This is a genomic window from Leisingera sp. ABM4_103 (genome assembly GCF_056158685.1).
Genome location: NZ_JBSWTU010000005.1, coordinates 3389211 through 3406744, shown reverse-complemented (window position 1 = coordinate 3406744; position 17534 = coordinate 3389211). Strand labels below are relative to the sequence as shown.

Genomic DNA, 17534 nt, shown 5'->3' with positions numbered 1-17534 from the left:
GTCACCAAGCAAAGACCATGGAGCCGTAATGTCCGGTCGCCAAGACACTTCCGTTCCGGAACTGCGCGTTTATGCGCCTGAACACGCCAGGCTGGCCGCCACTTTGCTGCTGGCCCTGATGCTGATGTCCGGCCCCTGGCTGTTTCCGCTGCCCGATTGGATGAGCCGCGGCTTTATCATGGTCGGACTGACGCTACTTGCGGTAGCAGTGCTGATGGTGGTGCAGACCCGCATGCGGCTGAACGCACGGGCGATGGCTGCGGAACTTCTGACTGGCTTCATCGAGAAAGACGCCACACCCAGCTTTGTCACGGACGGCGATGGGGTCATCCACGCCTGCAACGGCGCGGCGGTGAAGCAATTCCAGGATGGCGGCGGGGAAACTCTGGCGGGCACTTTGCGGTCGATCCTGGCGAATCCGTCCGCCGTTCTGTACCGGCTGCAAAGCCGTGCCCGCGTCGATGGTGCCGCGCGCGAGGATATCGTGACGCGGCGCGGCCATGTCCGGCTGGCGGTGCATCAGATGAATGGCGGCAGCTTCCTGTGGCGGGTGGAGGATATTCTGGACCGCGGCAGCAATGGCCGCGGCGCGGACACTATGCCGGTGCCGATGATCACCGTAGGCCGGACCGGCGCGGTTCTGTTCATGAACGAAGCCGCCCGCAGCCTGATCGGCGAACGGGTGAAGTCCACCGACCGCCTGTTCCCCGCGCTGCCGGTTCTGCCGGGGCGGATCAACACGCTCAGCACCAAAAACGGGCCGGTGCAGGTTCTGGTCAGCGAAAACAACCGTACCCAGGGCCGCAGCGAGCTGTTCCTGATGCAAGTGGACGAAAGCGGGCTCGACGCCGCGCAGGCCGGGCTGGAGGCGCTGCCGGTTCCCTTCCTCAAGGTTGCACCCACTGGTGAGATCCTGACCACCAACCGGATGGCGCTGCGCCTGCTGGGGGTCGAAAGCTGCGCCAACCTGAAACTTGGCCAGCTGATGGAGGGCCTCGGCCGCCCGATGTCCGACTGGCTGCGCGATACGGCTGACGGGCTGGCCCCCAACAAATCCGAATTCCTGCGTCTGTCACGTTCCGACAAGGAAGTCTTCGTCCAGGTCACTCTCACCCGCGTGGTCGAAGAAGGCACGCCGGTGCTGATCGCGGTTCTGAACGACGCGACGGAACTGAAAACGCTGGAAGCGCAGTTTGTGCAAAGCCAGAAAATGCAGGCAATCGGCCAGCTGGCCGGCGGTGTTGCGCATGACTTCAACAACCTGCTGACGGCGATATCCGGCCACTGCGACCTGCTGCTGTTGCGCCATGATCAGGGCGATCAGGACTATGGCGATCTGATTCAGATCCACGAGAATGCCAACCGCGCGGCCTCGCTGGTCAGCCAGCTGCTGGCGTTCTCGCGCAAACAGACCCTGCAGCCGGAGATCCTGGATGTGCGCGACACGCTGTCGGATCTGACTCATCTTCTGAACCGCCTGGTGGGCGAGAAGGTCACGCTGACCCTGAGCCACGACCCGGTGATGAAGTCAATCCGTGCCGACAAGCGGCAGCTGGAGCAGGTGCTGATGAACCTGGTGGTGAACGCGCGCGATGCGATGCCGCTGGGCGGCGAAATCCGTGTTGAGACCGAGGTCCTCTCGCTGGACAAGCCGCTGGAGCGGAACCGCGCCACCGTGCCTGCGGGAGATTGGGTAACGGTTAAAGTGTCCGACGAAGGTGTCGGGATAGCACCGGACAAGCTGCAGAAGGTGTTCGAACCTTTCTACACCACCAAACGCACGGGCGAGGGCACCGGTCTGGGTCTGTCCACGGCCTATGGCATCATCAAGCAGACCGGCGGCTATATCTTTGTCGACTCGGTCAAGGGGCACGGCACCCAGTTCACGCTGTTCTTCCCTGTCTTCAAGCAGCAGGCTGACACGCTGGCCGCAGAGAAGACCGAAGAAGCGGAGGACAAGACCGCAGCAAATCAGCATGGCGAAGGTGTGGTGCTGCTGGTGGAGGACGAGGCGCCGGTGCGGGCCTTTGCCTCCCGCGCGCTGCGGATGCGCGGCTATACCGTGCTGGAGGCGGATTCGGCCGAGGATGCACTGCGCACGCTGGAAGATCCCGGTCTGACCGTTGACGTCTTTGTCACCGATGTGGTGATGCCCGGCATGGACGGTCCCAGCTGGGTGCGCGAAGCGCTGAAGGAGCGGCCGGATACCCGGGTTGTCTTTGTGTCCGGCTACGCCGAGGGCGCCTTTGGCGAGGCGGAGCCGGAAGTCCCGAACTCGGTATTCCTGCCCAAGCCCTTCTCGCTGAACCAGCTGACAGAGACGGTACACGCCCAGCTGCATTGAGGTCTGAGGAGACTTGCGCTGAATAAGCCGCCGGTCCCGGCGGCTTGCTTGTCTCAGCGGCGCGGTATCAATTCGTACAACGAGAATTCCTCCGCCCGTTTCCGCCGCAGCCGGTCTTCGGCGTCCGGGCTCAGCGACAGTTCCGCTGCTGGGCTGACGTTCTTGCGCTCAAGGCGTATTCCGGTGTCCAGTCGCTGTTCCAGAAACGCTTTCAGCGCATCCTGGTCTTCATAGCGGAACAGATGGCTGACATTGCAGCCGTTCGGCTGGGGCACGAGGAACTTTGCCTGGCTGCCCACATTGGCATAGGCAGGCGGTTTGCCCTTGCAGTAGCCGTGCAGGAAATCTTCGAAACTGATACCCTTGGTCGAATTCGGATTGCCGTCCAGCGCGGGCCGCTGGCGGTAGCGGTACCAGCTGCCCAGCCAGCTCACCGGCTCCCGCATCACCGCTGCAATCTCCAGCTCGGCGCTGCAGACCTTTTCATACATTGGCCGGATCCAGCGGTTGTAGCGGTAGAGCGGTGCATGTTTCAGTTCCGGCGGGTCGGAGATAACCAGATCCGCCCGGTCGCGCAACGCAGCCTGAAAGGCAGTGGTGCCGGTCTTGGGAACGGACAGAAGCGCCAGCCGTTCCTTGAAAAATATCATCATTCCGTTAACTGCCCGGTAAAAATAATTGCTCGGCTTTAACCATAAAGGACTCTTTAACACCCTGCCGTTGAAGTGGGTATATCAGTTTTACTGTTGCAATGTTCTCTTTTTGATCTCATAAGGAACAAGAGGTGAACAAAGCAGTGATTGCCGCACGCCCCGGTGTGTGACAGATAGAAAGGGACAAGGGACTATGGCGGATCTTTTGACCATGAAAAATAAAGTAAGCGGTGACAAGCAAAAGGCGCTCGACAGCGCGCTTGCCCAGATTGAGCGGCAGTTCGGCAAGGGCTCCATCATGAAGCTCGGCGATGGCAATGCCATGAACGAAATCGAGGCCAGCTCGACCGGCTCTCTGGGCCTCGACATCGCATTGGGCATTGGCGGTCTGCCGATGGGGCGGATTATCGAAATTTACGGGCCCGAAAGCTCGGGCAAGACCACGCTGACCCTGCATTGCATCGCGGAACAGCAGAAAAAGGGCGGCGTCTGCGCCTTTGTGGACGCGGAACATGCGCTGGACCCGCAGTATGCGGCCAAACTGGGCGTTGATCTGGACGAGCTGCTGATCTCGCAGCCCGACACCGGTGAACAGGCGCTGGAAATCACCGATACGCTGGTGCGTTCAGGCGCGGTTAACATGGTGATCGTCAACTCGGTGGCGGCGCTGACCCCGAAATCCGAGCTTGAGGGCGACATGGGCGACAGCAACGTCGGCGTCCAGGCCCGTCTGATGAGCCAGGCGATGCGCAAGCTGACCGGCTCTATCAGCCGCTCCAAATGCATGGTGATCTTCATCAACCAGATCCGCATGAAGATCGGTGTCATGTTCGGCTCCCCCGAAACCACTACCGGCGGCAACGCGCTGAAATTCTATTCCTCCGTTCGCCTGGACATCCGCCGCATCGGCGCGATCAAGGACCGCGACGAGGTGGTCGGCAACTCCACCCGCGTCAAGGTCGTCAAGAACAAGGTGGCGCCGCCGTTCAAGCAGGTGGAATTCGACATCATGTATGGCGAAGGCATCTCCAAGATGGGTGAGCTGCTGGATCTGGGCGTGGCAGCCGGTGTTGTCAACAAGTCCGGCGCCTGGTTCTCTTACGGGGACGAGCGGATCGGGCAGGGGCGCGAAAACGCCAAGACATTCCTGCGCGAAAACCCCTCCATCGCCTACGACATCGAGGACAAGATCCGCGCCGCGCACGGGCTGGAATTCGAGCGTCCGGACATGGATGGCGCCGACGATATCCTTGAGGCCTAAGCGCCGGATAATCTGATCAAATCCTGAGAGTGAGGGGGCGCGGCGAAGGCTGCGCCCTTTTTCGTTGCTGCACGCCGCTTCCCGCTGTGGACAGCGCCCCGGCGCGCGGGTAAACCTGCCCGGAACGCTTGTTTTAAGCCCGCAAGAGATCCCGCATATGCCGACGCTCAACGATATCCGCTCTACCTTTCTGAACTACTTTGCCAAACAGGGGCATGAGGTTGTCGACTCCAGCCCGCTGGTGCCGCGCAACGATCCGACCCTGATGTTCACAAACTCGGGCATGGTGCAGTTCAAGAACTGCTTCACCGGGGTAGAGACCCGCGACTACAAACGCGCGACCACCTCGCAAAAATGCGTCCGCGCCGGCGGCAAGCACAACGACCTCGACAACGTCGGCTACACCGCGCGCCACCACACGTTCTTCGAGATGCTCGGCAACTTCTCCTTTGGCGATTACTTCAAGGAAGAGGCGATCCCCTTCGCGTGGGAGCTGATCACCAAGGAATTCGATATTCCCAAGGACCGGCTGTACACCACCGTGTATCACACCGATGACGAAGCCTTTGAGATCTGGAAGAAAATGGGCGTGCCGGAGGAGCGGATCATTCGCATCGCCACCTCCGACAACTTCTGGCAGATGGGCGACACCGGCCCGTGCGGCCCCTGCACCGAGATTTTCTATGATCACGGCGACCACATCTGGGGCGGCCCTCCGGGCTCGCCGGAGGAAGACGGCGACCGCTTCATCGAGATCTGGAACCTCGTCTTCATGCAGAACGAGCGGTTCGCCGATGGCACCATGGTTGATCTGGAGATGCAGTCCATCGACACCGGCATGGGGCTGGAGCGGATTGCGGCGCTGCTGCAGGGCACCCATGACAACTATGAAACCGACCTGTTCAAGGCGCTGATCGAAGCCTCCGCGAACGTGACGAACACCGATCCGTTCGGGGATCAGAACGTGCATCACCGGGTGATCGCCGATCACCTGCGGTCCTGTTCGTTCCTGATTGCCGAGGGGGTGCTGCCGTCGAACGAAGGCCGCGGCTACGTCCTGCGCCGGATCATGCGCCGCGCGATGCGCCATGCCTCGCTGCTGGGCGCCACCGATCCGGTGATGCACAAGCTGGTGCCGTCGCTGGTGCAGAAGATGGGTGCGGCCTATCCAGAGCTCGGCCAGGGCCAGGCGCTGATCGAAGAGACTTTCGAGCAGGAGGAAACCCGTTTCCTCAAGACACTGGACCGCGGTTTGAAGCTTCTGGACGAAGCCTCTGCCGATCTGGGCAAGGGCGACGTGCTGCCGGGTGAAACTGCGTTCAAGCTGTATGACACCTACGGCTTCCCGCTCGACCTGACGCAAGACGCCCTGCGGGCCAAGGAGATCGAGGTCGACACCGATGGGTTCGACGCTGCGATGAGGGAGCAGAAGGAGAAATCCCGCGCAGGCGGTATCGGTTTGGGCGAAGCCGCGGATGTGAAGGTTTACTTTGACATCGTGGACGCCGCCGGCACCACTGATTTCCTGGGCTATGAAACCGAGAAGGCAGAGGGCCAGATCGTTGCCATCGTCAAGGACGGCGCACAGGTGCAGTCCGCGGGCAAGGGCGACACGGTTCAGATCATCCTGAACCAGACGCCGTTCTATGGCGAAAGCGGCGGCCAGGTGGGGGACACCGGTGTGCTGACCGTGGAAGGCGGCGCAGCCCGCATCACCGACACCAAGAAGGTAGAAGGCCTGTTCCTGCACATCGCCGAAGTGACCGAGGGCACTGTTGCCGTCGGTCAGGGCGCGGCGATGGAAGTGGATCATGGCCGCCGGAGCAAAATCCGGGCCAACCACTCGGCAACCCACCTGTTGCACGAAGCCCTGCGCAACGCGCTGGGGGAGCATGTGGCGCAGAAGGGTTCGCTGAACGCCGCTGACCGGCTGCGCTTCGACTTCAGCCACAACAAGGCGATGAGCGCGGATGAGCTGGCCAAGGTGGGCGCGGAGGTGAATGACTTCATCCGCCAGAACACGCCGGTGTCCACCCGGATCATGACCCCGGATGATGCGCGCGATTTGGGCGCGCAGGCCCTTTTCGGCGAGAAATACGGCGAGGAGGTGCGCGTCGTCTCCATGGGCCGTGCTCCGACTGGTAAAGGCCAGGATGGCGACACGTACTCGATCGAGCTGTGCGGCGGCACGCATGTGAAGCAAACCGGCGACATCGGCACCTTTGTGATCCTGGGCGACAGCGCGTCCTCTGCCGGCGTGCGCCGGATTGAGGCGCTGACCGGCGCGGCAGCGGTCGAGCATCTGGAGCGCGAAGCGGGCCGCATGGCTGAAGTCGCCGGTGCGCTGAAGGCGCAGCCCGCAGAAGTCCTGGACCGCCTCAAGGCGATGATGGATGAGCGCAAGGCGCTGCAGAACGAGATCTCCAACCTCAAGCAGCAGATCGCCATGGGCGGCGGCTCCGGCGGCGGTGCCGAGGCCAAGGACGTGAATGGCAAGAAGTTCCTGGCCCAGGCTCTGCAAGGCGTCTCCGGCAAGGATCTCCGCGGCCTCATCGATAAGCACAAGCAGAACATCGGCTCTGGCGTGATCCTGCTGATCGCCGAGGATGAGGGAAAGGTGGCCGTGGCTGCTGGTGTCACTGACGATCTGACCGGCGAAGTCTCTGCCGTGGACGTTCTGAAAGCCGCGGTTCCGGCCGTGGGCGGCAAGGGCGGCGGCGGCCGTCCGGATATGGCCCAGGGCGGCGGCAAGGACTTCTCCGGCGCCGAGGAGGCGATCAAGGCCGCAGAGGCCGTGCTGGCTGGCTGACCATTTGGTCAATAAACTCTTGGTCTTTCCGGCAAACTGCCTAAGCTGCCGGGAAGATCATAAACTTGGGAGGCTCCGATGCCCGCGCTTTGGATTGCACATGTGACCGTCACCGACGCCGATGCCTACGGCAAATATGCCGAACTGGCTGGCCCTGCCATCGCCAAGCATGGCGGTGAGTTCATCGCCCGCGGCGGCCGGTTTGTGCAGCTGGAGGGCAAGGAGCGGCCGCGCAATGTGGTGGCCCGCTTCCCGAGTGTCGAGGCGGCGGTGGATTGCTATCACAGCCCGGAATACCAGGAAGCGCTGGACCACGCGCGCGGCGCGTCCGAGCGCGAGCTGATGGTTGTGGAGACCAGCGAGTAAAGGCTGGTCCCTGTGACGGCTCTGCCGCCTTTTTTGAGTATTTTGGGAAAGATGAAGGGGTGCCTTGGGTGCCCCCTTTTTGCTGCGGTGCAGACTAAGTCGGCCGCGTAAAAAAGGCGCCCGAAGGCGCCTTTTCAGGTCTGTGTCAGCTTGCGGCCTTGGCCATCCGCTTGCGTTCATGCGGGTCCAGGTAACGCTTGCGCAGACGCACGTTGTTCGGTGTCACTTCGACCAGTTCGTCATCGTTGATGTAGGCGATGGCCTCTTCCAGTGACAGCGTCATCGGGGTGGTCAGACGCACCGCGTCGTCGGTGCCGGAGGCGCGGACGTTGGTCAGCTTCTTGCCCTTCAGCGGGTTCACTTCCAGGTCATTGTCGCGCGAATGCTCGCCGATGATCATGCCGGTGTAGATGTCGGCCTGGGCCCCGATCATCATTTTGCCGCGCTCTTCCAGGTTCCACAGGGCGTAAGCCACAGACTGGCCGTTCTCCATCGAGATCAGCACGCCGGCGCGGCGGCCCGGGATTGCGCCCTTGTGCGGTGCCCAGCCGTGGAACACGCGGTTCAGCACGCCGGTGCCGCGGGTGTCGGTCAGGAACTCACCGTGGTAGCCGATCAGGCCCCGCGAGGGGACATGGGCGATGATACGGGTCTTGCCTGCACCTGCGGGCTTCATCTCGACCAGCTCACCCTTGCGGGCGCCGGTCAGCTTCTCGATCACCGCGCCGGAGTATTCGTCATCCACGTCGATGGTGGCTTCTTCGATCGGCTCCATGCGGACACCATCGACTTCCTTCATGATCACCTGCGGGCGGGAAATCGACAGCTCGAAACCTTCGCGGCGCATGTTCTCGATCAGAACGCCCATCTGCAGTTCGCCGCGGCCGGAGACTTCGAAGGCCTCGCCGCCGGGGGTGTCCTGGATCTTGATGGCGACGTTGCTTTCGGCCTCTTTCATCAGGCGGTCGCGGATGACGCGCGACTGCACCTTTTTGCCGTCGCGGCCAGCCAGCGGGCTGTCGTTGATGCCGAAGGTGACGGTGATGGTCGGCGGGTCGATCGGCTGGGCGTCCAGCGGTTCATCCACGGCCAGCGCGCAGATGGTGTCGGCCACAGTGGCCTTGGACATGCCGGCGATGGAGACGATGTCGCCCGCCTGGGCTTCTTCGATGTCCTGCTGGGCCAAACCGCGGAAGGCCTGGATCCGGGTGACGCGGAACTGTTCGATTTTCTGCCCGATGCGGGAGATCGCCTGCACGGTGGCGCCGACCTTCAACTTGCCGGATTCGACGCGGCCGGTCAGGAGGCGGCCGACAAACGGATCGCTGCCCAGGGTGGTGGCCAGCATCCGGAAATCTTCGTCCTGGCGCTTGATCTGCTTGGGTTCCGGCACGTGGTTCACGATCAGGTTGAACAGCGCGTGCAGGTCCTTGCGCGGGCCGTCCAGCTCGGCATCGGCCCAGCCGGAGCGGCCGGAAGCGTACATGTGCGGGAAGTCCAGCTGGTCTTCAGTTGCGTCCAGAGAGGCAAACAGGTCAAAGCATTCGTCCAGCGCGCGGTCGGGTTCTGCGTCGGGCTTGTCGACCTTGTTCAGCACCACGATCGGACGCAGGCCCAGGGCCAGCGCCTTGGAGGTCACGAATTTGGTCTGCGGCATCGGGCCTTCGGCGGCGTCTACCAGCAGCACCACGCCGTCCACCATCGACAGGATCCGCTCCACTTCACCGCCAAAGTCAGCGTGGCCGGGGGTGTCGACGATGTTGATGCGGGTGCCGTTCCATTCGACCGAGGTCGGTTTGGCAAAAATAGTGATGCCGCGTTCGCGCTCAAGATCGTTGCTGTCCATGGCGCGTTCCGCCACAGCCTGATTTTCGCGGAAGGCGCCGGATTGTTTCAGCAGCTCGTCGACCAGAGTGGTTTTGCCGTGGTCAACGTGAGCAATGATCGCAATGTTGCGCAAGTCCATGACGTTCGCCTTTGTAAGGAAGTTGGGCCGCGCATAGCCCGATCCCGGTTCAAAGGCCAGAGAAAAACCGCCATATGGCCTGCAAATGCGGTTCAGTGGCCCGAGGACTTGGAAAACAGGTGGATGATGACGATACCGGACATGATTAGAAGCATGCCGATGACTGCGGGAAGATCCAGTTTCTGGCCGAAGACAAAGAAGGCAATCACCGCAATCAGCAGGATGCCGAGGCCGGACCAAATGGCATAGACGATGCCCACAGGCATGAACTTGAGCGTCAGCCCCATCATGTAGAAGGAAAAGGCATAGGCAACCAGCACGATCAGCGACGGCCCAAGACGGGAAAACTGCTGGCTGGCTTGCAATGCCGTGGTTCCGATTGTTTCCGCGGCTACGGCAATGATCAGGTAGAAGTAATGTACCGGCATCTCTGCCTCCGTTCTGCGCGCTTGCCCCCGCAACGGCGGGCCTGTTTCCCCGGTACCTTATCCGCCGCGTTCAAGGAAGTCCCGATGCGTCACCAACTGCCGCTTTTCCGCCTGCCGCGGCGGTGAACAGGCGACTGTGCGCGAACACACTGGACTGTGATTTGGGAGTTTCTTAGGAGATTGTTCCAATAATCCGGTGCCGAAAAAACTCCGGTCCGATTCCCAAACTGGTGCGGGGGACTGCCATATGTGCCGCTGGGCTGCCTATTCGGGGGCTGATGTGTTCCTGGAAGACATCATTTCAATTCCCGCGCATTCCCTGATTGCCCAAAGCCAGAAGGCGGCTGAATGCAAGACGGCAACCAACGGCGACGGGTTCGGCATCGCGTGGTACGGGCAGCGGCCGGAGCCTGGCCTGTACCGCGATGTCTATCCGGCCTGGTCGGACTGCAATCTGCGGGCGCTGGTCCAGCAGGTGAAATCAGGCCTTTTCCTGGCCCACGTGCGCGCCTCGACAGGGTCGGCAACCAGCCGCAACAACTGTCATCCCTTCACCGCGGGACGGTGGAGTTTCATGCATAACGGCCAGGTCGGCGGTTTTGAGAAATTCCGCCGCCATGCTGACATGTGCATCCCTGATGAGCTGTATGAGCACCGCAAAGGGGCCACCGACAGCGAGGTGCTGTTTCTGCTCGCCTTGCAGGAAGGCCTGGATACCGACCCGAAAGCGGCGCTGGAGCGGGCGGTTGCCCGGATGGAGGCCTTGTCGCGGGCGCGGGGAACCACGCCGCATATGCGCCTGTCCGTAGCAATGTCGGACGGGCAAAGGCTTTATGCGGCGCGCTATTCCTCGGACAGTATTGCGCCCTCGGTCTATTACCGCTGGAGCAGCAGCATGAACGGCTGGGCGGTGGTGTCGGAGCCGCTGGAGCAGACCGGCGAAGCCTGGAGCGAGTTGAAGCCGGGCGCGTTTCTGACGCTGACCAGAGAAGGTTCGGAAATCGAGCCGTTTCAACCGTTTCTGGAGTGACGTTCAGTGCGGGGGCGCCTGCTGCTACAGGCGCCCGGCCTCCCGGAACCAGGGTTCGACCGTTGTGCGCACATAGTCCCAAACGCCGGGGGTGCCGCGGCTGACCTTTGCGCCGACGCGGGCCTCGAGCTGCGGCAGGGTCACGTCGTAATCTACCCAGCTGCCACCGCCGTTCAGCAGGTTCAGCAGCACCGGCTGCACCCGGTCAATGGACTTGGCAAAGACTGCATCTGCGCTGCTCGCGGCCTCGAACTCTTCCCAGATGGCGCGCATCGGCGCGCCCTGCTCCAAGGGAAGAAGGCCGAACAAACGGTCTGCGGCAGCTTGCTCCTCAGCGGCCAGGGCAGCGAGGGCAGCAGGATCGACCACCCCGTGGATCGGAGCATCGCCTGCGTCGATTTCCACCAGGTCATGCAGCAGCAGCATCTGCAGCACCCGGTCCACATCCGCCGCATCCGCGCTGTGCTCTGCCAGCACCCAAGCGTAAAGCATGATGTGCCAGCTGTGCTCTGCCGAGTTTTCGTGCCGCGAGCCGTCGCCGAGCTTGGATGCGCGGGTGACAAGTTTCAGGTTGTCGGCTTCATTCAGGAAAGGAAGGCGGGCCGTCAGCCTGCTGCAATCAAATCCGGTGTCTTCTCCCAGCAGGGCCAGCGCGTGGTGAAACGCTTCGGGCAAGTCATGCTCCAGCGCGGCTGCGCGGCCGCCAAACAGGTTCTGCCGGACCACGCCGACATGCCAGTCCAACGGCTCTGCGCCGTAAAGGGTCTGAAAGACCGGCTGGCAGTGGTCCACTCGCTTGGCAAAGCGCGCATCGGGCGTTTCAGAGGCTTCGAACTCCTGCCACAGTGTCAGGAATTCTGCGCCCTGATCCGCGGGCAGCAGGCCAAACAGGCGGTCAGCAGCGGCCAGTTCAGACCGCGAAACGGCGTCCCAGTCGACCTCATCGGTGATAGGATGATCGCCTGCGTCGATCTCCACCAGATCATGCAGCAGCAGCATCCGTATGGCGCGGAAGATGTTCACCTCCGGCGCGGCAAACGGTGCCAGCACCAGCGCATAAAGCGCCAGATGCCAGCTGTGCTCGGCCGAGTTTTCGCGGCGGCTGCAATCCAGGATCAGGTTCTGGCGCTCCACGCAGCGCAGCTTGTCCGCTTCCAGCAGGAAGGCGAATTGGGCATCCAGACGGGCGCTCACGCGTCACCCTTGGCTTCCAGCTGTGCCTGCAGCGCGGAAACTTTCTGATTGAGGAACTCGCGCGCCTTGCGTTCCGCCAGACGCACGCGCATTTCGGTCAGAAACGCCTCTTCCAGCGATTGGGAGGCAGCGCCCAGCACCTGGCCCACCTCGACGTACAGCCGGTCCTCGCCGCTGGCGTCCTGAACTTTGAGCGTATCGACCGCCAGTTTTTGGGCCAGCGTCTCGATTGTGCTCATCAGCGCGACGTCTCCGTCAGGCGGCGCTTCACGTAATCGCTCACATTGCCGATCATCGTGTCCATATACGGATCCTGGAAGAAGTGGTCCGCGCCCTCAATCTCGGTGTGGGTGATGGTGATGCCCTTCTGCTCATGCAGCTTGCTGACCAGGTTGGCGGTATCAGCAGGCGGCGCCACGCGGTCGGCAGTGCCGTTGATGATCAGACCGGAGGACGGGCAGGGCGCCAGGAAGGAAAAGTCGTACATGTTGGCCGGCGGGGCAACCGAAATGAACCCGGTGATCTCGGGGCGGCGCATCAGCAGCTGCATACCGATCCACGCGCCGAAGGAGAAGCCCGCGACCCAGCAATGCTTGGAGTTGGTGTTCATCGACTGGAGATAATCCAGAGCCGACGCCGCATCAGACAGTTCGCCGACGCCCTGGTCGTATTCGCCCTGGCTGCGGCCAACACCGCGGAAGTTGAACCGCAGAACGGTGAAGCCCATGTTGTAGAATGCGTAATGCAGGTTGTAGACAACCTTGTTGTTCATGGTGCCGCCGAACTGCGGATGCGGGTGCAGCACGATGGCGATCGGGGCGTCTTTTTCTTTTTGCGGGTGATAGCGGCCTTCGAGGCGGCCTTCGGGTCCGGGAAAGATGACCTCGGGCATGGGCGGTTTAAATCCTAATCTCGTTTTCGGGTCTGCTGGCAGAATACTTGACGGGTTCCGTCAGGCATCTTAGAACAGTTCTAATCAAGGGCGCAGGCCAGAGCCGAACACCGTCAAGCTGAGATACGCACAGACGCGGGCGAGGTCAATGTTTTCGCGTGGCCGCTCTGATTTCGAGGAGACATAGATGAAGCTTTCCACCAAGGGGCGCTATGCCATGGTCGCTTTGGCCGATATCGCGCTGCAAACGCAGGGTGATCTGGTGCCTTTGGGCGATATCTCCAAGCGTCAGGATATTTCCCTGCCGTACCTTGAGCAGCTTTTTGTCAAACTGCGCCGTGCCGGGCTGGTTGAATCAGTTCGCGGCCCTGGCGGCGGCTACCGTCTGGCCATGCCGGCGTCGGAAATTCGGGTTGTCGATGTGCTGTCCGCCGTGGACGAAACGGTTGACGCTATGCACAAGGGGGCTGGCGCCTCAGGGGCGCTGTCCGGGAGTCGGGCGCAATCGTTGACCAACCGCCTGTGGGAAGGCCTCAGCGCGCATGTCTATGTGTTTCTGCATCAGACGCGCCTGTCCGACGTGATCAAGAACGACCTGGCGCCATGCCCGGCGGTGCCGAGCTTGTTTGCCGTGGTGGATGACTGAGGTGCCGGTGACTCGCTGCGCCACCCTGTCCGGTTATATCGGACCCACCTCACAATTTGTGCGGGAAGGCTTTGCGCATTGGTGCAAGGCCGCGTATGACGCGGCAGCGATCCGCAAAAAGATGCATCTATGAAACGTGTTTATCTCGATCATAACGCCACCGCCATTCTGCGTCCCGAAGCGCGGGCTGCGATGATTGCAGCGATGGACGTCTGCGGCAACCCGTCGTCGGTCCATGCCGAGGGCCGGGCCGCCAAGGCGCTGGTCGAAAAGGCGCGGGCGCAGGTGGCTGCCGCTTTTGGAGCCGATGGCGCGGATATCGTGTTTACCTCCGGTTCAACCGAGGGCGCGTCGCTGGCGCTGGCCGGCCGCGGCCTGCATGGCGCACCGGTGGAGCATGACGCGGTGCGGGCCTGGACCGTCGAGGACCTGAATGCAGGCTCCGACGGTGCGGTGGAAATTACCGCTCCTGCCGCTTCAACCTTGCAACTGGCCAATTCGGAAACGGGCATTGTTCAGCGCTTGCCGGACGGCCTGGCAGTGACCGATGCGACCCAGGCATTCGGTAAATTGCCGGTTGCCTTCAACTGGCTTGGCGCTCAAATGGCGCTGATCTCAGCGCATAAATTGGGCGGCCCCAAGGGCATCGGCGCGGTGGTGATGAAACGCGGTACCGACCTGTCGGCTCAGATAAAAGGCGGAGGCCAGGAGATGGGCCGCCGGTCCGGCACCGAAAATGTCATTGGAATCGCTGGCTTCGGCGCCGCAGCTGAAGCTGCTGCCAAAGATCTGGCCGATGGCGTCTGGGAGCGGGTTGAAGAACTTAGAAATATTCTAGAAAAGGCGCTTGTGTCTGGCGCAAGCCATACTATTTTTGTCGGGAAGGATCAGAAGCGGCTGCCGAACACCCTGTGTTTCGCAACGCCCGGCTGGAAGGGCGAGACCCAGGTCATGCAGATGGACCTTGCGGGATTTGCCATCAGCGCGGGCAGCGCTTGTTCCAGCGGCAAGGTGCGCGCTAGCGCGGTGCTGACCGCCATGGGATATGACGAGGCCACGGCACAAGGCGCGGTGCGCGTGTCGCTGGGGCCGGAGACGAGAGAAGAAGACGTGCTGCGCTTTGCCGAGGCGTGGCTGCAAAAAGAAAAGAAACATCGCGCCCACGCGGCGTGAGTGAGGAGAAGATAATGGCCGCTTTGGACCAGACCCAAGTCAAGGAAGGTGTTGACCAGGAAACCGTGGACGCAGTCCGCGAGGTAGGCGGTGCTTACAAATACGGTTGGGAAACCGATATCGAGATGGAATACGCGCCCAAGGGCGTGAACCCCGATATCGTCCGACTGATTTCGGAAAAGAACGAAGAGCCCGAATGGATGACCGAATGGCGCCTGCAGGCCTTTGAGCGCTGGGAGCAGATGGACGAGCCGAACTGGGCGATGGTCAGCTACCCGGAAATCGACTTCCAGGACCAGTATTACTATGCCCGCCCCAAGTCGATGGAAACCAAGCCCAAGTCGCTGGAGGAGGTCGACCCCAAGCTGCTGGCGACCTACGAGAAGCTGGGTATCCCGCTGAAAGAACAGATGATTCTGGCAGGCGTCGAAGGCGCAGGCGAGACTCCGGAAGAAGGCCGCAAGGTCGCCGTGGACGCGGTATTCGACTCCGTCTCCGTCGGCACCACCTTCCAGAAGGAGCTTAAAGAGGCGGGCGTCATCTTCTGCTCGATCTCCGAGGCGATCCGCGAGCATCCGGAACTGGTGAAAAAGTATCTTGGCACCGTTGTTCCGGTTTCGGACAACTTCTATGCGACGCTGAACTCCGCCGTCTTCTCTGACGGTTCGTTTGTCTACGTGCCCCCGGGCGTGCGCTGCCCAATGGAGCTGTCGACCTATTTCCGCATCAACGCGGAAAACACCGGCCAGTTCGAGCGGACCCTGATCATCGCCGACAAGGGCTCTTATGTGTCCTATCTGGAAGGCTGCACCGCACCGCAGCGCGACACCGCGCAGCTGCACGCCGCGGTGGTGGAAATCATCATCGAGGAAGATGCCGAGGTGAAATACTCCACCGTCCAGAACTGGTATCCGGGCGACGAAAACGGCAAGGGCGGTATCTACAACTTTGTGACCAAACGCGCCGACTGCCGCGGCGACCGCGCCAAGGTGATGTGGACCCAGGTGGAGACCGGCTCTGCTGTGACGTGGAAATACCCGTCCTGCATCCTGCGCGGCAACGAAAGCCAAGGCGAGTTTTACTCGATCGCCATCGCCAACAATATGCAGCAGGCCGACACAGGCACCAAAATGGTGCACCTGGGCAAGAACACCAAATCGCGCATCGTCTCCAAGGGTATCTCTGCAGGCAAGGCGCAGAACACCTATCGCGGTCTGGTGTCTATGCACCCCAAGGCCAAGGACAGCCGCAATTACACCCAGTGCGACAGCCTGCTGATCGGCGACAAATGCGGGGCGCACACGGTTCCCTACATCGAGGTCAAAAACAACTCCTCCCGCGTGGAGCATGAGGCGACCACATCGAAGGTGGACGACGACCAGCTGTTCTACTGCCGCCAGCGCGGCATGGACGAGGAAGAGGCTGTGGCTCTGGTGGTGAACGGCTTCTGCAAGGACGTGCTGCAGGCGCTGCCGATGGAGTTCGCCATGGAAGCCCAGCAGCTGGTTGCAATTTCGCTGGAAGGCTCGGTGGGGTAAGCAGTGAACTTGGACAAGAGGGCAGATGCAGAGGTCAAGGCCTTTGAATACAACGCGAAAGAAGGCGTTCGCGCCGTCGCGTTCACCTGGTTCCTGCGCCGCATTGCCGGTCCTCTTTTCCTGGTTTTTGTAATCACTCTTGTCGCGGCCGTCGCCGTCAACGGAGTGATCGCTGGAGTGTTATGCCTGGCGGTATTTGGCGGCCCCTTTTTGGTTTTGTGGATGTTCACTTACCGGCAAGGATCAAAAGTGTTGGAGTATTGGAAAAGATGATCGTCACAACCACCAACTCCGTCGAAGGCTACCAGATTGCCGAATACAAGGGCATCGTGGTGGGCGAGGCGATCATGGGCGCCAATGTGGTGCGCGATGTCTTTGCCTCGATCACCGACATCGTCGGCGGCCGCTCCGGCGCCTATGAAAGCAAGCTGCAGGACGCGCGCGAAACCGCGCTGAGCGAGCTGGAAGAGCGCGCCCGGGCCAAGGGCGCCAATGCCGTGGTCGGCGTCGATCTGGACTATGAAGTGGTCGGCCAGTCCATGCTGATGGTCTCGGCCAGCGGCACCGCCGTGGTGCTGGGCTAAGGGGCCGGGAGACGGGCATGGCCAAAGACGAGCAGCTGATCGAGCGCCCGGCGCTCACCCTGCCGCCGGAAGAGGCGGAATGGGTGTGCAGCCATTACCAGGCGGCAAATGTCATCCTGGAATACGGCAGCGGCGGCTCAACTGTGCTGGCGTCTGAGCTGAGCGGGAAAAAGGTCTTTTCCGTTGAGTCCGACAAGATGTGGTACCGCATGATGAAGCGGTATTTGCGTCAGGCCGGGGCCAAGTCCGAGGTGTATCTGCACCACGCCAATATCGGCAAGACCGGCAAGTGGGGACGGCCGCTGAACAATGACATGTGGCGGCGGTTTCACCAGTATCCGAACTCCGTATGGGATCTTGAAACCTTTGAGGCACCGGATCTGGTTTTGATTGACGGCCGCTTCCGCGCGGCCTGCTTTCTGACCGTCATGCTGCGGACGGAACAGCCCGTCACCGTCCTGTTTGACGACTACGCGGGGCGGGCGCTGTACAAGCAGGTCGAAAGATGGGTGAAGCCGGTTGAAATCCGCGGCCGCATGGCCCGGTTCGACCTGCTCCCCGATGAACTTCCGCGCCGGGATCTGACCCAGATCCTGACGCTTTACACCAAAACCTTCTAGGCGCCGACGGCTGCCGGAACAGTACTATGC

Annotated in this window: 17 protein-coding genes; 11 read left to right on the top strand and 6 right to left on the bottom strand. The window is 61.7% G+C overall.

What is annotated here, in order from left to right; translation table 11 throughout:
• Positions 1-28 precede the first annotated feature (28 nt).
• Positions 29-2344 carry an ATP-binding response regulator gene (locus ACXAED_RS18525; protein ID WP_475052206.1) on the top strand — a complete coding sequence of 772 codons (2316 nt, stop codon included), beginning with the start codon at positions 29-31 and terminating at the stop codon, positions 2342-2344.
• Positions 2345-2397: 53 nt separating this feature from the next.
• Here ACXAED_RS18525 and ACXAED_RS18520 read toward each other — a convergent pair whose 3' ends face one another.
• Complete coding sequence (locus ACXAED_RS18520) at positions 2398-2997, bottom strand: gamma-glutamyl kinase (protein WP_475052204.1); 600 nt, start codon at positions 2995-2997, stop codon at positions 2398-2400.
• Between the two features lie 193 nt (positions 2998-3190).
• Here ACXAED_RS18520 and recA point away from each other — a divergent pair, with 193 nt between their 5' ends.
• The 3 genes from recA (at position 3191) to ACXAED_RS18505 (ending at position 7433) form a co-directional block, all read left to right on the top strand.
• A complete protein-coding gene (gene recA / locus ACXAED_RS18515) occupies positions 3191-4258 on the top strand; it encodes a recombinase RecA (RefSeq protein ID WP_475052202.1) in 1068 nt (355 codons plus the stop codon).
• Between the two features lie 157 nt (positions 4259-4415).
• Positions 4416-7067, top strand: coding sequence for an alanine--tRNA ligase (gene alaS / locus ACXAED_RS18510; protein ID WP_475052200.1), 2652 nt, complete (start codon positions 4416-4418; stop codon positions 7065-7067).
• A gap of 78 nt (positions 7068-7145) precedes the next feature.
• Positions 7146-7433, top strand: coding sequence for a DUF1330 domain-containing protein (locus tag ACXAED_RS18505; protein WP_174147010.1), 288 nt, complete (start codon positions 7146-7148; stop codon positions 7431-7433).
• A 145-nt stretch (positions 7434-7578) separates the two neighbouring features.
• Here the strand turns inward: ACXAED_RS18505 and typA are convergent, their stop codons facing one another.
• Positions 7579-9399, bottom strand: a complete 1821-nt coding sequence (gene typA, locus ACXAED_RS18500) for a translational GTPase TypA (protein WP_475052197.1) — start codon at positions 9397-9399, stop codon at positions 7579-7581.
• Between the two features lie 92 nt (positions 9400-9491).
• Positions 9492-9827 carry a DMT family transporter gene (locus tag ACXAED_RS18495; RefSeq protein WP_475052195.1) on the bottom strand — a complete coding sequence of 112 codons (336 nt, stop codon included), beginning with the start codon at positions 9825-9827 and terminating at the stop codon, positions 9492-9494.
• A gap of 247 nt (positions 9828-10074) precedes the next feature.
• Between ACXAED_RS18495 and ACXAED_RS18490 the strand changes: the two genes are divergently transcribed.
• On the top strand, positions 10075-10857 hold the full coding sequence (locus tag ACXAED_RS18490) for a class II glutamine amidotransferase (RefSeq protein ID WP_475052193.1): 783 nt from the start codon (positions 10075-10077) through the stop codon (positions 10855-10857).
• A 24-nt stretch (positions 10858-10881) separates the two neighbouring features.
• Here ACXAED_RS18490 and ACXAED_RS18485 read toward each other — a convergent pair whose 3' ends face one another.
• Genes ACXAED_RS18485 through ACXAED_RS18475 form a run of 3 tightly spaced genes read right to left on the bottom strand, consistent with a single transcriptional unit; the run spans position 10882 to position 12943 of the window.
• Positions 10882-12051 (bottom strand): HD domain-containing protein, encoded by a 1170-nt coding sequence (locus tag ACXAED_RS18485; RefSeq protein WP_475052191.1) that lies wholly within the window; start codon positions 12049-12051, stop codon positions 10882-10884.
• Positions 12048-12290 carry a hypothetical protein gene (locus ACXAED_RS18480; RefSeq protein ID WP_475052189.1) on the bottom strand — a complete coding sequence of 81 codons (243 nt, stop codon included), beginning with the start codon at positions 12288-12290 and terminating at the stop codon, positions 12048-12050. Before ACXAED_RS18480 ends, ACXAED_RS18485 begins: the two co-directional genes overlap by 4 nt.
• The gene (locus ACXAED_RS18475; RefSeq protein ID WP_475052187.1) at positions 12290-12943 is read right to left on the bottom strand and encodes an alpha/beta hydrolase; all 654 of its coding nucleotides are present in this window, start codon (positions 12941-12943) and stop codon (positions 12290-12292) included. The genes ACXAED_RS18480 and ACXAED_RS18475 overlap by 1 nt, the downstream gene beginning before the upstream one ends.
• A 187-nt stretch (positions 12944-13130) precedes the next feature.
• On the opposite strand from ACXAED_RS18475, the gene iscR reads away from it, so the two are divergent.
• The 6 genes from iscR (at position 13131) to ACXAED_RS18445 (ending at position 17504) form a co-directional block, all read left to right on the top strand.
• On the top strand, positions 13131-13589 hold the full coding sequence (iscR, locus tag ACXAED_RS18470) for a Fe-S cluster assembly transcriptional regulator IscR (RefSeq protein ID WP_475052185.1): 459 nt from the start codon (positions 13131-13133) through the stop codon (positions 13587-13589).
• 129 nt (positions 13590-13718) lie between these two features.
• Positions 13719-14762, top strand: a complete 1044-nt coding sequence (locus ACXAED_RS18465) for a cysteine desulfurase family protein (RefSeq protein ID WP_475052184.1) — start codon at positions 13719-13721, stop codon at positions 14760-14762.
• Positions 14763-14776: 14 nt separating this feature from the next.
• The gene (gene sufB, locus ACXAED_RS18460) at positions 14777-16300 is read left to right on the top strand and encodes a Fe-S cluster assembly protein SufB (RefSeq protein ID WP_475052182.1); all 1524 of its coding nucleotides are present in this window, start codon (positions 14777-14779) and stop codon (positions 16298-16300) included.
• A gap of 3 nt (positions 16301-16303) precedes the next feature.
• On the top strand, positions 16304-16573 hold the full coding sequence (locus ACXAED_RS18455) for a hypothetical protein (protein WP_475052181.1): 270 nt from the start codon (positions 16304-16306) through the stop codon (positions 16571-16573).
• Positions 16570-16884 carry a YbjQ family protein gene (locus ACXAED_RS18450; RefSeq protein WP_475052180.1) on the top strand — a complete coding sequence of 105 codons (315 nt, stop codon included), beginning with the start codon at positions 16570-16572 and terminating at the stop codon, positions 16882-16884. The genes ACXAED_RS18455 and ACXAED_RS18450 overlap by 4 nt, the downstream gene beginning before the upstream one ends.
• 17 nt (positions 16885-16901) lie before the next feature.
• The gene (locus tag ACXAED_RS18445) at positions 16902-17504 is read left to right on the top strand and encodes a hypothetical protein (RefSeq protein ID WP_475052178.1); all 603 of its coding nucleotides are present in this window, start codon (positions 16902-16904) and stop codon (positions 17502-17504) included.
• Positions 17505-17534: the final 30 nt, after the last annotated feature.

Bases quoted from the DNA above. Each gene is read 5' to 3' on its own strand.
- ACXAED_RS18525 (WP_475052206.1), top strand. From the start codon at position 29: ATGTCCGGTCGCCAAGACACTTCCGTTCCGGAACTGCGCGTTTATGCG.
- ACXAED_RS18520 (WP_475052204.1), bottom strand. From the start codon at position 2,997: ATGATGATATTTTTCAAGGAACGGCTGGCGCTTCTGTCCGTTCCCAAG.
- recA (WP_475052202.1), top strand. From the start codon at position 3,191: ATGGCGGATCTTTTGACCATGAAAAATAAAGTAAGCGGTGACAAGCAA.
- alaS (WP_475052200.1), top strand. From the start codon at position 4,416: ATGCCGACGCTCAACGATATCCGCTCTACCTTTCTGAACTACTTTGCC.
- ACXAED_RS18505 (WP_174147010.1), top strand. From the start codon at position 7,146: ATGCCCGCGCTTTGGATTGCACATGTGACCGTCACCGACGCCGATGCC.
- typA (WP_475052197.1), bottom strand. From the start codon at position 9,399: ATGGACTTGCGCAACATTGCGATCATTGCTCACGTTGACCACGGCAAA.
- ACXAED_RS18495 (WP_475052195.1), bottom strand. From the start codon at position 9,827: ATGCCGGTACATTACTTCTACCTGATCATTGCCGTAGCCGCGGAAACA.
- ACXAED_RS18490 (WP_475052193.1), top strand. From the start codon at position 10,075: ATGTGCCGCTGGGCTGCCTATTCGGGGGCTGATGTGTTCCTGGAAGAC.
- ACXAED_RS18480 (WP_475052189.1), bottom strand. From the start codon at position 12,290: ATGAGCACAATCGAGACGCTGGCCCAAAAACTGGCGGTCGATACGCTC.
- ACXAED_RS18475 (WP_475052187.1), bottom strand. From the start codon at position 12,943: ATGCCCGAGGTCATCTTTCCCGGACCCGAAGGCCGCCTCGAAGGCCGC.
- iscR (WP_475052185.1), top strand. From the start codon at position 13,131: ATGAAGCTTTCCACCAAGGGGCGCTATGCCATGGTCGCTTTGGCCGAT.
- ACXAED_RS18465 (WP_475052184.1), top strand. From the start codon at position 13,719: ATGAAACGTGTTTATCTCGATCATAACGCCACCGCCATTCTGCGTCCC.
- sufB (WP_475052182.1), top strand. From the start codon at position 14,777: ATGGCCGCTTTGGACCAGACCCAAGTCAAGGAAGGTGTTGACCAGGAA.
- ACXAED_RS18450 (WP_475052180.1), top strand. From the start codon at position 16,570: ATGATCGTCACAACCACCAACTCCGTCGAAGGCTACCAGATTGCCGAA.
- ACXAED_RS18445 (WP_475052178.1), top strand. From the start codon at position 16,902: ATGGCCAAAGACGAGCAGCTGATCGAGCGCCCGGCGCTCACCCTGCCG.